Source organism: Acuticoccus mangrovi (assembly GCF_016411865.1).
Taxonomy (GTDB): Bacteria; Pseudomonadota; Alphaproteobacteria; order Rhizobiales; family Amorphaceae; genus Acuticoccus; species Acuticoccus mangrovi.
On record NZ_JAEKJA010000005.1, the window covers coordinates 199,895 to 212,377 of the forward strand.

A 12,483-nucleotide genomic window follows, 5' to 3' on the forward strand; every position below is an offset into this window, starting at 1 on the left:
GCACGCAGTATGCATCTCATCGGCTATCTGTGATTGTTCGTCGGCCTTAGCGACGCGAGCCGCCCCCTTCTCGCAAGTCCGTGCTGCCCGCCCTCAGCGAGGGGAGCCGCGCGAGGATCGGGCCGGTCCGCCGCACCGTGGGGCAGGCGTCGTCCACCGCCCAGAGGTCGCGCGGGATGCGTGCAACGTTCCGGCACATCCAGTTCCTGAAGACGGCCGTCGAGACGGGCAGCATCACGCAGACGGCGAAGGAGCTGAACGTCTCCCAGCCGGCCGTCAGCCACGCCCTGCGCGAGCTGGAGGCGCAGCTGGGGCTGACGCTCTTCGTGCGCTCCGCCGGCAGGATCCGGCCGACGGCCGAGGCGCTGGCGCTGCGCGAGGACGCCGACCGCGTGCTCGGAGCCGCCGCGGGCTTTGCGATCCACGCCGAAGAGTTGCGGACGCAGGCGGGCGGCAACATCGACGTCGCCGCGATCCCGGTCCTGTCGCTCGCGACGATGCCGGCCGCCGTGGGCCTCCTCAAGGCCGAGATGCCGTTCAGCAGCATCGCCATCCGCAGCATGACGACGGACGACGTCATCAAGCAGGTGGTCACCGAGCGGGCCCATCTCGGCTTCGTGGCGCGACCGGTCCAGGAGGCCGGCGTCTCGTTGGAGCCGCTCATGGAGACCGACTTCTGCTGCTTCCTGCCCGAGGGCCACCCGCTCACGACGCGCGAGTTCGTGCGTAACGAAGACCTCGACCACGAGACGATCATCGCCATCGGCACGGTCAATCCGCCCGGCATCGCCTTCCGCCCCGACGGCAACGACCATCGCCGCGCCATCACGGTGGAGACCAACAACGCCTTCACGGCCGCCGAGATGGTGCGGCGCGGCGTCGGCGTCGCGGTGATCGATCCCTTGCCGCTGTGCGACTATCCGGCCGAGGGAATTGCCGTGCGTCCCTTCGTGCCCTCCTTTTCGCTCACGGTGTCGGCGGTCCACTCGCTCCAGCGTCCCCACTCCAAGCTCGAACGGGCGTTCGTGGAGAAGGTCCGCTCCATCCTGCACAACTATGCGGACATCCTGAACGAGCGCGGGATCTTCGCCCGCAAGCGCTGATCCCGGCGCCTCCGGCATCGCTCGGGCCGCCCATGAGGGACGCTCATAGGCTCATAAATAACTTTCAATCATTTCGACGGCTTGAACTCGCTACTCTTCTTGTGCGCCGCAGCAACGGCGTCCGTCCTTCACTATTCGCGAGCCCTATGCCCCCTGCCGCCAACCGCTTTCTCGTCACGGGCGCACGTGTTCTCGCCCAGGATGCCGACGTCGACATGCCGCCGGTGGCCGACGTCCTGGTCGAGGACGGTCTGATCCGGAAGATCGGCGATCTCCACGCGGTGGAGGATGTGACGCGGGTCGACCTCGCCGGTCATCTTCTGGCACCGGGCTTCGTCAACGCCCACTATCACTCCCACGACGTCCTGGCGAAGGGGAGCTTCGAGCGGCTCACCCTGGAGCGCTGGGCGCTGGTGTCGGGGGCGATCGGCGCCGGCCGATCGGAGGCGGAGGTGCGTCTGCGCACGCTCCTCGGCGCCGTCGAGTGCCTCAAGAACGGGATCACCACGGTCCAGGACTTCGCCACGCTCAATCCGCTGACGCCGTTGATCGACGTCGTGGCGAACGCCTACGCCAGCGCCGGGGTGAGGGTGATCCTGTCGCCCACCGTGCGGGATCTGTCGCAGGCCGACTCCATCTTATGGATCAACGAGCTCGCCTCGGACGAGGAGGCCCGCGTCGTCGGCCGGACGGCGCCGGACGGGCCGACCCAGCTCGCCGTCATCGGCGAGGCGATGGACCGGATCGGGGACCGGGGTGGGCTCATCCGCTGGGCGGTCAGCCCGTCCGCGCCGCAGCGGTGCAGCTTCGAATTTCTCCAGGCGATCGACCGCTTCCGTCGCGAGCGCAGGTTGCCCGTCTACACCCACCTCTACGAAACCCGCCTGCAGCGCCTGTTCGCCGACCAGGAGCTCGCCCGCTTCGGCGGCTCCGCCGTCACGATGATGCAAGAGGCCGGCCTCCTCGACGGCGGCGTGAGCTTCGCCCACTGCATCTGGATCCGCCCTGAGGAGGTGCGTCAGCTCGCCGACGCCGGCGCGGGCGTCATCCTCAACATGCTCTCCAATCTCAAGCTGCGCAGCGGCATCGCGCCGATCCGCGCCCTGCGCGAGGCGGGCATCCCGCTCTCCCTCGGCTGCGACAACTGCAGCTGCAGCGACGTGCAGAGCATGCTGCAGGTGATGAAGCTCTATTGCCTCCTGAGCGGCGTCGCGGGCGAGACCGGCGGACCCGAGGCGGCCGAGGCGATCGGCCTCGCCACCACGGCCGGCGCCCGCACCGCGGGACTTCAGGGGCGGATCGGTACCCTCGCACCGGGCATGGCCGCCGACATGGTGGCTTACGATCTCTCCGACATCGCCTGGCAGCCGCTGAACAGCGTCGCGCGTCAGCTCGTTTTCGCCGAGACCGGGCGGGCCATTCGCCACGTCTGGGTGGCGGGGCAGCCGCGCGTGTGGGCCGGCCGCTGCGCCCCCGAGATCGAGGCCGAGATCGCCGACCAGCTCGCCCGCCTCATGCCCGGCGTGCGGACCGATCTCGCCGCGCTCAGCGCGCGCGCCGCGACGATGAGCGACGTGTTCAGCCGGATCGACCAGCGCCTCGACTGTCACTTCGACCTGTCTCGCCTTCCTTTCGACGCCACGTACCAGCAACGGGAAAGAAGCCAATGATCCCAACGGGAATGAAGTCGCTCATCGCAGGGGCGATGCTTGTCACCGGATTGACGGCGACCGCGTTCGCCCAGTCGCCGGAGAAGACCTCCGTCAAGGTCGGTCTCGCCGCGCAGACCCCCGCCTTCCTCGGGCTCTACCTCGCCGATGCCGAGGGTCTCTACGACGGTCTCGACGTCGAGCTCGTCGCCTTCCGCAGCGGCTCCGATCTCGCCCGTGCCGTCGTCTCCGGTGCCGTCGACGTCGCCGCGGGGGCGCTGATTGAGGCGCTCGTGCCGATCCAGCAGGGCCAGCCCTACAAGGTCTTCTGGGGCGGCATGAACAACAGCGTCATGGATTGGTACGCCATCCCCTCGATCTCCTCGATCGCCGATTCCAAGGGCGCGCGCTACGGGATCTCCTCATACGGCTCGCTGACCGACTTCGTGACGCGCTACGCGCTCGAGAAGAACGGCCTCAACCCCGAGACCGACGTGCAGATCATCCCGGGCGGCAGCTCCTCGGCGCGCCTCGCGGCGATGGAGGCCGGCCAGCTCGACGTCAACCTGCTGATCCCGCCGGCGAAGTTCGTCGCGGCCGAGAAGGGCTACAACAAGATCCTGTCGCAGAGCGACATCGCGCCCGACTATCCCTACGAGGTGCTCTACGCCTCCGAGAGCTTCATCGCCGAAAACCCCAACACGGTCGCCGCGCTGATCGACGGGATCGCCAAGGGCGTCGAGCTCGCGAAGTCCGACGGCGACCGCGCGATCAAGGAAATCGAGGCGCGCACCGGCGTCGAGACCAAGTATGCGACGCTCGCCTATGACGAGATCGTCAAGCAGCTCTACGCCGACGGTCGGCTGCCGACGGAGGCGGGCATGAAGGCGTTCTGGGACGTCACGATCATGAGCGGCGAGTTCGCCGAGGTGCTGCCGACGTCGGAGTGGCTCGACCCCACCTTCATCGACGAGCACGCCACGGCACAATAATCGACACTGGGTTGGGCCGCCGCGGCGGCCCCAACGCTCGCATCGGAGTCCCTCTTGCCACAGATCCAGATCGAGGACGTATCGATCTCCTACGGCTCGCCCGACGCGAAGACGACCTTCAAGGCCGTCGTCGGGGCCAACCTCGCCATCGAGCCCGGAGAGTTCGTGACCATCGTCGGCCCGAGCGGCTGTGGCAAGAGCACGCTCCTCTCGGCGATCGCCGGCCTCGTTCCTTATGATGGGCGCCTGACGATCAACGGGGCCGCGGTCACCGGCCCAGGTCCCGACCGGGCGATCGTGTTTCAGGACGCCTCGCTGCTGCCCTGGCGGACGGTGCACGGCAACGTGCGGTTCGGCCTCGAAATGCAGCGCAAGCCACGCAAGTTCATCCGCGAGCGGGCCGAGCATTTCATCGAGATGGTGGGGCTCAACGCCTTCGCCCGCTATTATCCGGGGCAGCTCTCCGGCGGCATGCGCCAGCGCGTCAACATCGCCCGCGCGCTCGCCGCCGATCCCCAGGTCCTGTTGATGGACGAGCCGTTCGGCGCGCTCGACGCGCAGACCCGCGAGATCATGGGCGGCGAGCTGCTGCGCATCTGGGAGGCCGAGCGCAAGACCGCGATCTTCGTCACGCACGACATCGAGGAGGCGATCTTCCTCGCCGACCGCGTCGTCGTGATGGGCCGCAATCCCGGCCGCATCAAGGACGTCATCCGGATCGACCTGCCGCGCCGTCGCACCGTCGAGATGCAGGAGGAGCCCGCCTTCCTCGACCTCAAGCGCCGCCTGCGCGCCTACCTCGCCGAGGACCTCGCATGAGGGCGCCGGTCCGCGCGCGCTCGGGCCGCCCCGCCGCGCACGGCCTCGAACGCTGGGCCGGCGTGATCGCCGTCCTCGTCTTCCTGGCGCTCTGGGAGATCCTGCCGCGCCTCGGGGTGGTGAACGAGTTCTTCACCAGCCGACCCTCGCTCCTCGCCGTCGCGGCGGTGGAGGTTCTCGCCTCGGCGCAATATTGGAGCGACCTCGCCCTCACCATGCAGGAGTTCGCGGTGGGGTTCGGCCTCGCGGTCGTCGTGGCGATCCCGATGGGGCTTCTCATCGGCGCCTCGCCGATCGCCCGCGGCATCGCGATGACGCCGATGATGGCGCTCTACATCGCGCCGAGCATGATCCTGTTGCCGCTTCTGATCCTGTGGCTCGGGGTGGGCCTCGCCTCCAAGATCGCCGTCGTCTTCATCGCCAGCTATTTTCCGATCGTCATCAATCTTTTGGCGGGGATGGACGAGATCGACGGGCGTTTGGTGCGCGTCGGGCACGTCTTCGGGGCGTCCCGGCTTCAGCTCTTCTCGACGATCCATCTGCCGGCGACGATGCCGCATCTCCTCGTCGGCCTGCGGCTCGCCGTGGGGCGGGGGCTGCTCTCCGTCATCGCCGCCGAGATCTTCGTCTCGAGCGCGGGGATCGGCTACCGGATCCAGATGTTCGGCAACAGCCTGCGGATCGACAGGCTGCTCGTCTACGCGCTGACCGTGAGCATCATCGGCTACACGATGAGCCGCGTGATCGGCCTCCTCGAAGAGCGCTGGGGGGCGCGGAGCGTGTCATGACGCTGCGCCGATCCTCCTGGGCGTTGGGCCTCGTCTCCTTCGTCGGACTGCTCGCCATCTGGCAGGCGGCGGTGTCGGCCGGACTGATCGGCGCCTACTACGTGTCCTCGCCGATCGCGGTGGGAGAGGCGTTCGTCGCCATGCTGCGCGAGGGGACGATCCAGCGCCATTTCACCGCCTCGGCGATCTCCTTCCTCATCGCCTTCGCGATCGCCACCTCGGCCGGCGTCGCCCTCGGGATGGCCGCCGGGATGTTCCGCACCGTCGAGCGCACGCTCGATCCGTTCGTCTGGTTCCTCTACTCCACGCCGGCGATCGCCCTCTATCCGCTGTTCGTCGCGTGGCTGGGCTTCGGCCGTCCGACGAGCGTCGCGACCGCGGTCATGTTCGCGCTGACGCCGATCTACGCCAACACGCTGACGGGGGTGAAGAATGTCAGCCCTCAGCTGATGCGCATGGCGCACTCCTTCGGGGCGCGGCCGATGGATCTCTTCGTCCGCATCGCGTTGCCTGCCTCGGTGCCCCTGATCGTCGGCGGCATGCAGCTCGGCGTCGGCCGTGCGCTGGCGGGCGTTCTCGTGGCCGAGCTCTTCGGCGCCAACGCCGGGCTCGGCTTCTCCATCGCCTACAACGCGCAATATATGCGCACCACCAAGATGATGGTCTTCATCCTTCTCGTCATCGTCTGCGGTCTGGTCCTCACCCGGGCCATGGCCGCCGTCAGCGCCATGAGCGATCGCTGGCGCACTTGAGACGCATCTCAATCCGAGGATCCCCCGTGCAGCTAGGTGTCTTTCTTCCCATCGCGAACAACGGCTGGATGATCAGCACGAACGCTCCCCAGTTCCTGCCGACGTTCGACCTCAACAAGTCCATCGTGCAGTCGGCCGAGCGGTTCGGCTTCGACTTCGCGCTGTCGATGATCAAGCTGCGCGGCTTCGGCGGGCAGACGCGCTTCTGGGACTTCAGCCTGGAGTCGCTCACCCTGATGGCGGGCCTCGCGTCGGTCACCGAGCGCATCGAGCTGATCGGCTCGGTCCCGGTCCTCGCCATTCCGCCCGCCATCACGGCGCGCATGGCGACCACCATCGATTCGATCTCGCACGGCCGGTGCGGCATCAACATCGTGTCCGGCTGGCAGAAGGCCGAGTACGATCAGATGGGGCTGTGGCCCGGCGCGTCGCACTATGAGCGCCGCTACGCCTATTGCGCCGAGTATGTGTCGATCCTGCGCGAGCTCTGGACCACCGGGCGCTCCGATTTCCGAGGCGAGTTCTTCGAGATGAACGACTGCCGCATGGAGCCGATGCCGCAAGCCTCGATCCCGATCGTCGGCGCCGGGCAGAGCGATGCCGGCACCGCCTTCGCGGCGGAGTGCTGCGACTACAACTTCTGCTCCACCTCCGGCGTCAACGCGCCGCAGAGCGTGGCGCCCAAGGTGGCGAAGCTGGTGGCCGCGGCGGAGGCGATCGGCAGCCCGTGCAAGGCGCTGGTGCTCACGATGGTGGTCGCCGCGGCGACCGACGCCGAGGCCGAGGCGCGCTGGCAAAGCTACAGGGACGGTGCCGATGTCGACGCCATGGAGTTCCGCGAGACCCAGAGCAGCCTCGACCCGAACAAGGACGTGAACGCGACGGCCGCGCGCTGGCGGCGCTCCCAGGCCGAGCATCCGAACACGGGGCAGGGGATCATGATCGGCTCCTACGAGCGCGTGGCGGGCCTCCTCGACGAGCTCGCCGAGATCGAGGGCATCGCCGGCATCATGCTGAGCTTCGACGATTTTCCGAACGGCATGGAGGCGTTCGGCACCGAGATCCAGCCGCGGATGAAGAGCCGCGCCTCGATCGTCGGCGCGGCGTGATGGGCGCGGTGGCGACCGGCCCGATCGACCTCGCGCGGCCCGACTGGCTCGCCGGAACGCAGTCGCCGCGGGATCGGCTCGAGCATTATCTCGGCGTGATCGAGGCGCGCGAGACCGAGGTGAGAGCGTTCTCCGCGCTCAACGTGGAGGGGGCGCGGCAGGCCGCCGACGCGTCGACTGCCCGCTACCGCGCCGGGCGACCCCTGTCGGGGATCGACGGGCTGGTGATCGGGGTCAAGGACAATCTCGAAACGCTCGACATGCCGACGACTTTCGGCAGTCCGATCTTCGCCGGCTACCGACCGGAGCGCGACAGCGCGATCGCGTTCGCTCTGCGCAAGGCCGGCGCGGTCGTTCTCGGCAAGACGACGAGCACCGAGTTCGCCTCCAGCCACCCCTTTCACGACACCCGCAATCCCCACGATGCGAGCCGCACGCCCGGCGGCTCGTCGAGCGGGTCGGCGGCGGCGGTCGCGGCGGGGATGCTGCCGATCGCCGTCGGCACACAGGTCATCGGCTCGGTGCTGCGCCCGGCCGGCTTCTGCGGCGTCCTCGGGTTCAAGCCGACCTACGGCGCGCTCAACAAGGGCGGGGCGAGCGACGCCTACAGCCAGCATACGCTCGGCCTGCTCGCCGCCCACCTCGCCGACATCTGGGCGGTCTGCCACGCGGTGGCGTCGTTCGTCGGCGGCGATCCGGGGTTCCCGCCATTCCGCGGTGGCGCGCTGCCGGCCGACGCGCGCCGGCCCGACCGCCTCGCCGTGGTCGAGACCGCGGGCTGGGCCGTCGCCGAGCCTGGCGCCCGCGAGGCGTTCGAGCGCGCCGTCGAGGCGATCGCGGCGCAGGGCGTGGAGATCGTCCGCCGGGCGGACTGCGCGCGGCTCGATCGGCTGGAGGAGACCATCGCCGACGCGCGTACGATCTCCCTCGACATCTGCCGCTACGAGGGCCTTTGGCCGTTCTCCGACATGGCGCTCCGGCACCGCGGCCTGATGAGCGAATCGATGCGCCACCGCGTCGACGTCGCCGAGGCGATGTCGCCGGACGACTACATCGCCCTGCTCGACAGACGCGAGGCCATGCGCTCGGCGCTTCTGACGTTGTCGGGCGAGGTCGACGGCTTCCTGACCCTCTCCAACACCGGCCCGGCTCCCGTCGGACTTGCGACGACGGGCAACTCGATCTTCAACGTGCCCGCCTCGGCGCTGCGCGTTCCGGCGATCTCGCTGCCGCTCCTTCGGGTCGACGGGCTTCCCGTCGGCCTGCAGCTCCTCGGCTTTCCCCATCAGGATCGGGCCCTGTCGTCGACCGCGGGATGGCTGCTCGGCGCCCTGTGAGCCTCGACGCCCTCAGCGCGCGAAGTGGGCCCAGGGGCGAAGCGCGGCGTCGGCGTCGGCGAAGTGGGCGATGTCGTCGGCGAAGCTCTCGGTGAGGTCGAGGTCGTCCCAACCGTTGAGGAGCTTCTTGCGCCAGATGGAGTCCACGGTGAATGCGATCGTGTGATTGCCCGCGACGATCTCCTGACGCTCGAGGTCCACGGTCAGCTCTGAAAGGCCGTTCGCGAGGGCGGCGAGGATCGCCTCTCCGTCGTCCTCGCCGACCTTCGCCGGCAGGACGCCGTTGTTGACGGCGTTGGAGGCGAAGATGTCGCCGAAGCTCGGGGCGATGACGACGCGGAAGCCGGCGTCGGCGAGGGCGTAGACCGCCGCCTCGCGGGAGGAGCCGCCGCCGAAATTGCGCTGCGCGACGAGGATCTCGGCGCCGGCGCGGGCGGGATCGTTGAGCGGGAAGGAGGCGTCGAGCGCACCGTCGGCGCCGCGTCGGCGGTCGTAGAGGAGGAAGTCGCCGTAGCCCTCCGAGCGCGGCCGGCTCATGAAGCGGGCGGGGATGAGCTGATCGGTGTCGATGCCCATGAAGGGGAGCGGGCAGGCGAGCGCGGTGAGGCGGGTGAAGGGGCGCATCAGAGCGGCCTCATGAGCGGGCGGACGTCGGCGAGGTGGCCGGTGACGGCGGCGGCCGCGGCCATCGCCGGCGACATCAGGTGGGTGCGCGACTTCGGCCCCTGGCGGCCCTTGAAGTTCCGGTTGGTGGTGGAGGCGCAGCGCTCGCCGGGCGGCACCAGGTCGCCGTTCATGCCGACGCACATGGAGCAGCCCGCTTCCACCCACTCGAGCCCGGCGGCGGTGAAGATCTCGGCGAGCCCCTCCGCCTCGGCCTGCTTCTTGATGAGGGAGGAGCCGGGCGAGACGAGACCCGGCACGCGCGCCTTGCGGCCGGCGAGCACGCTCGCGGCGGCCCGCAGGTCCTCGATCCGGCTGTTGGTGCAGGAGCCGATGAAGACGCGATCCACCGCCACCTCCTCGAGCGGCTGGCCGGCCTTCAGCCCCATATAGTCGATCGCCTCGCGGGCGTGGGCGGCGCGGGCGGCGTCGTCGATGCGGTCGGGATCGGGCACGCGCTCCGTCACCGGCAGCGCATCTTCGGGGCTGATGCCCCAGGTCACGATGGGCACCACGTCGCCGCCCTCGAGGGAGATCTCGCGGTCGAACGCGGCGCCCGCGTCGGAGGGGAGGGCGCGCCAGGCGTCGGCGGCGCGCTCGAAGGCCTCGCCCGAGGGCGCGAGCGGCCGGCCGCGGATATAGTCGATGGTGGTCTCGTCGGGCGCAACCATGCCGCACTTGCCGCCGCTCTCGATGGAGAGGTTGCACAGCGTCAGCCGCCCCTCCATCGAGAGGCCGCGCACGGTGGAGCCGGCGAACTCGATCGCGTGGCCCGCCGCTCCATCGGCGCCGATGGTGGCGATGATGGTGAGCGCCAGATCCTTGGCGCTGGAGCCCGGCGCCATCTCGCCGTCGACGGTGATCCGCAGCCGCTTCGGCCGCCGCTGCCACAGCGTCTGCGTCAGCAGCACGTGCGCGACCTCCGAGGCGCCGATGCCGAAGGCGATCGCCCCGAAGGCGCCATGGGTGGAGGTGTGGCTGTCGCCGCACACCATGGTGAGGCCGGGCAGCGTGAGCCCCTGCTCGGGCCCCACGACGTGCACGATGCCCTGGCGCGGATCGTCGAGGCCGAAGAGGCGGACGTCGTTGGCCGCGCAGTTCTCCTTGAGCCGCGCCACCATGCCGGCGATCTCCGCGTCGACGGCAGAGAGATCGCGGGTGCGGGTGGGCACGTAGTGGTCGGCGACGCCGAAGGTGAGGTGCGGGCGCGCGACCTTGGCGCCGCGCTCGGCGATCTTGCGGTAGGCGTGATGGGAGCCTTCGTGGACGAAGTGGCGATCGATCCACAAGAGGCTCGCCCCGTCCTCGCGCGTCGCCACCACGTGCGCGTCCCAAACCTTGTCGAACAGCGTCCGCGGTCCGCTCGCGGACATCGATGCGTCGCAGGACATGGCTCCCCCTTTTCGGATTGTCGTTGGTGGCCGAGGGGACGGCGCCCCCTCGGCATATAGGGTGTCGTCAGTCGACGCGGGTGATCTCGACCGGGATGTTGCCACGGGTGGCGTTGGAGTAGGGGCAGATCTCGTGCGCCTTGGCGATCAGCGCGTCGGCCTCCGCGGCGGGCAGGCCCGGCACCTTCACGGCCATCGCCACGGCGAGGCCGAAGCCGGGCTTGTCCTCGTTGGGGCCGATCGCGACGCGCGAGGTGATCTCCACGTCGCCGGTCTCCTGCTTGGCCTGAGCGGCGAGGAAGGCGAGGGCGGACAGGAAGCAGGCGGCGTAGCCGGCGGCGAAGAGCTGCTCGGGATTGGTGCCGCCGACGCCGGGTCCGCCCATCTCCTTGGGCTTCACGAGGGTGACGTCGAGCGCCCCGTCGGAGGACACGGCGGTGCCGGTGCGGCCGCCCTTCACGAGGGCTTCGGCGGTATAGAGGGTCTTCAAGGCAATCAGGCTCCGTTGAGGGATCCGAGATAGGTGCGGCCGTCGCCGAGCACCCATCGGGCGTAGTCGGCCACGGCCTCCGCCGGCGGCATGAAGCGGAAGCCGAAGTCCGCCGCGAAGCGTGCCGAGCTGATCGGCTGCCGCTGGCGACCGAGATCGTCGTTGAAGGCGATGCCGTCGTCCTCCTCGCCGTCCACCACCTCGTAGCGGAAGCCGGGGAGGTCGGCGGCGAAGGCCTCGGCGAGGCGCGAGGGATGCCAGGTCTCGCCGAGCGAGAGGTTGTAGAGGTCGTGCGGCGGCTCGTCGGCGAGGGCGAGGAGGGCGAGCGCCCGGGCGACGTCGCGGCTCGATGTCCAGTCGCGCGCTCCGCCGGCGGCAAGGCGCACGGGCTCGCCGGCGAGCGCCTTCATCGCCACCTGGTAGGGCGGCGACAGCGTCTCGCGCACGCCGGTGTCGCGTTCGTAGGGGCCGAACACCGCGGTGATGCGGGCGCGCACGGTGGAGAGGCCGTGGCGGCGGCGCGCATCGAGGAGGAGGCGCTCGCTCATCAGCTTGGTGAAGCCGTAGAGGCCGGCCGGCGTCGGCGGGCGATCCTCGACCACCGGCTCGCCCTCGAACGGAGCGGCGCCGTAGACGGCGGAGGAGCTCGGATAGACGATGCGCCCGACCCCCTCCGCGAGCGCCGCCTCGATGAGGTTGGCGGTGGAGAGGCTGTTCACGTCGACGACCGTCTCTGCGGGGGCGATGGTGCCCTTGGGGCCGAGGGTGATCGCCGCACCGTGCACAACGGCGCGGGCGCCGCGCAGGGCGGCGCGCAGCGCGGCGGCGTCGCGCACGTCGCCCTCGATCACGGTGAGTGCGCCGGGCAGGGCGGCGAAGCGATCGAGCGCCGGCCGCGGTAGCGGTCGGTCGTTGAAGGCGGTGACGGGATGGCCTTCGCCCAGGAGATGGTCGAGGAGAGCGAGACCCACGAAGCCGCCGGCGCCGGTCACGACGATCATGCATCCGCTCCGAAGCGAACGCCGAAATCGATGCGCATGCGCGCGAGTGCACGCGGTGTCGCGTCGGTGGCGTTCACGTCCGCCGTGAACGCGGGGTGGTGGAGGGGAGAGGCTTCATCCATGATATTGCGTGGCTTTTCCAACATTCCGGCGTGTCGTGGAGAACGGGTGGAGGCACCTATTCACCATAGGGACGTTGACCAATCCTGTCATCTGTTTCAAACAGGTTGCAGCGTTATTCATGAGGCTATTGTCTTGCGCGCAGAGTTTGTCACGCCGTCGTCGCCGCTGCCGGAAACCGGCCGGGCCGGCGGGCTGTCTCGTGGGGTGGGGCGTCACGTTCAGCCTAGCTTCCGGCGACCGCTTTGGCCAACGGGCCGGCGCTCGGG

Annotated in this window: 12 protein-coding genes; 8 read left to right on the forward strand and 4 right to left on the reverse strand. The window is 69.6% G+C overall.

The genetic code is table 11. The annotated features are described in order from the left end of the window. The first annotated feature begins 176 nt into the window (after positions 1–176). The 8 genes from JCR33_RS07640 (at position 177) to JCR33_RS07675 (ending at position 8,549) form a co-directional block, all read left to right on the forward strand. Positions 177–1,103 carry a LysR family transcriptional regulator gene (locus tag JCR33_RS07640; protein WP_198881436.1) on the forward strand — a complete coding sequence of 309 codons (927 nt, stop codon included), beginning with the start codon at positions 177–179 and terminating at the stop codon, positions 1,101–1,103. A 146-nt stretch (positions 1,104–1,249) separates the two neighbouring features. Then, positions 1,250–2,773 carry an amidohydrolase family protein gene (locus tag JCR33_RS07645; protein ID WP_198881437.1) on the forward strand — a complete coding sequence of 508 codons (1,524 nt, stop codon included), beginning with the start codon at positions 1,250–1,252 and terminating at the stop codon, positions 2,771–2,773. Further along, a complete protein-coding gene (locus JCR33_RS07650) occupies positions 2,770–3,744 on the forward strand; it encodes an ABC transporter substrate-binding protein (RefSeq protein ID WP_198881438.1) in 975 nt (324 codons plus the stop codon). Before JCR33_RS07645 ends, JCR33_RS07650 begins: the two co-directional genes overlap by 4 nt. A gap of 54 nt (positions 3,745–3,798) precedes the next feature. Then, the gene (locus JCR33_RS07655) at positions 3,799–4,563 is read left to right on the forward strand and encodes an ABC transporter ATP-binding protein (protein ID WP_198881439.1); all 765 of its coding nucleotides are present in this window, start codon (positions 3,799–3,801) and stop codon (positions 4,561–4,563) included. Further along, positions 4,560–5,351: an ABC transporter permease gene (locus tag JCR33_RS07660; protein ID WP_198881440.1), complete on the forward strand. Its 792-nt coding sequence runs from the start codon at positions 4,560–4,562 to the stop codon at positions 5,349–5,351. Before JCR33_RS07655 ends, JCR33_RS07660 begins: the two co-directional genes overlap by 4 nt. Beyond that, positions 5,348–6,103, forward strand: coding sequence for an ABC transporter permease (locus JCR33_RS07665; protein WP_198881441.1), 756 nt, complete (start codon positions 5,348–5,350; stop codon positions 6,101–6,103). Before JCR33_RS07660 ends, JCR33_RS07665 begins: the two co-directional genes overlap by 4 nt. Positions 6,104–6,129: 26 nt before the next feature. Continuing rightward, the gene (rutA, locus tag JCR33_RS07670; protein ID WP_198881442.1) at positions 6,130–7,212 is read left to right on the forward strand and encodes a pyrimidine utilization protein A; all 1,083 of its coding nucleotides are present in this window, start codon (positions 6,130–6,132) and stop codon (positions 7,210–7,212) included. Next, positions 7,212–8,549 (forward strand): amidase, encoded by a 1,338-nt coding sequence (locus JCR33_RS07675; RefSeq protein WP_198881443.1) that lies wholly within the window; start codon positions 7,212–7,214, stop codon positions 8,547–8,549. The genes rutA and JCR33_RS07675 overlap by 1 nt, the downstream gene beginning before the upstream one ends. A 12-nt stretch (positions 8,550–8,561) precedes the next feature. Here the strand turns inward: JCR33_RS07675 and leuD are convergent, their stop codons facing one another. From leuD to JCR33_RS07695, 4 genes are all read right to left on the reverse strand, one after another. Next, the gene (gene leuD, locus JCR33_RS07680; RefSeq protein ID WP_198881444.1) at positions 8,562–9,173 is read right to left on the reverse strand and encodes a 3-isopropylmalate dehydratase small subunit; all 612 of its coding nucleotides are present in this window, start codon (positions 9,171–9,173) and stop codon (positions 8,562–8,564) included. After that, positions 9,173–10,585, reverse strand: a complete 1,413-nt coding sequence (gene leuC, locus JCR33_RS07685; protein WP_198881532.1) for a 3-isopropylmalate dehydratase large subunit — start codon at positions 10,583–10,585, stop codon at positions 9,173–9,175. Before leuC ends, leuD begins: the two co-directional genes overlap by 1 nt. Before the next feature lie 85 nt (positions 10,586–10,670). Next, positions 10,671–11,099, reverse strand: coding sequence for an organic hydroperoxide resistance protein (locus JCR33_RS07690; protein WP_408628753.1), 429 nt, complete (start codon positions 11,097–11,099; stop codon positions 10,671–10,673). Further along, positions 11,099–12,094: an NAD-dependent epimerase/dehydratase family protein gene (locus tag JCR33_RS07695; RefSeq protein WP_198881445.1), complete on the reverse strand. Its 996-nt coding sequence runs from the start codon at positions 12,092–12,094 to the stop codon at positions 11,099–11,101. Before JCR33_RS07695 ends, JCR33_RS07690 begins: the two co-directional genes overlap by 1 nt. Between the last annotated feature and the right edge of the window lie 389 nt (positions 12,095–12,483).

Bases quoted from the DNA above. Each gene is read 5' to 3' on its own strand.
- JCR33_RS07640 (WP_198881436.1), top strand. From the start codon at position 177: ATGCGTGCAACGTTCCGGCACATCCAGTTCCTGAAGACGGCCGTCGAG.
- JCR33_RS07645 (WP_198881437.1), top strand. From the start codon at position 1,250: ATGCCCCCTGCCGCCAACCGCTTTCTCGTCACGGGCGCACGTGTTCTC.
- JCR33_RS07650 (WP_198881438.1), top strand. From the start codon at position 2,770: ATGATCCCAACGGGAATGAAGTCGCTCATCGCAGGGGCGATGCTTGTC.
- JCR33_RS07660 (WP_198881440.1), top strand. From the start codon at position 4,560: ATGAGGGCGCCGGTCCGCGCGCGCTCGGGCCGCCCCGCCGCGCACGGC.
- JCR33_RS07665 (WP_198881441.1), top strand. From the start codon at position 5,348: ATGACGCTGCGCCGATCCTCCTGGGCGTTGGGCCTCGTCTCCTTCGTC.
- JCR33_RS07675 (WP_198881443.1), top strand. From the start codon at position 7,212: ATGGGCGCGGTGGCGACCGGCCCGATCGACCTCGCGCGGCCCGACTGG.
- leuD (WP_198881444.1), bottom strand. From the start codon at position 9,173: ATGCGCCCCTTCACCCGCCTCACCGCGCTCGCCTGCCCGCTCCCCTTC.
- leuC (WP_198881532.1), bottom strand. From the start codon at position 10,585: ATGTCCGCGAGCGGACCGCGGACGCTGTTCGACAAGGTTTGGGACGCG.
- JCR33_RS07695 (WP_198881445.1), bottom strand. From the start codon at position 12,094: ATGATCGTCGTGACCGGCGCCGGCGGCTTCGTGGGTCTCGCTCTCCTC.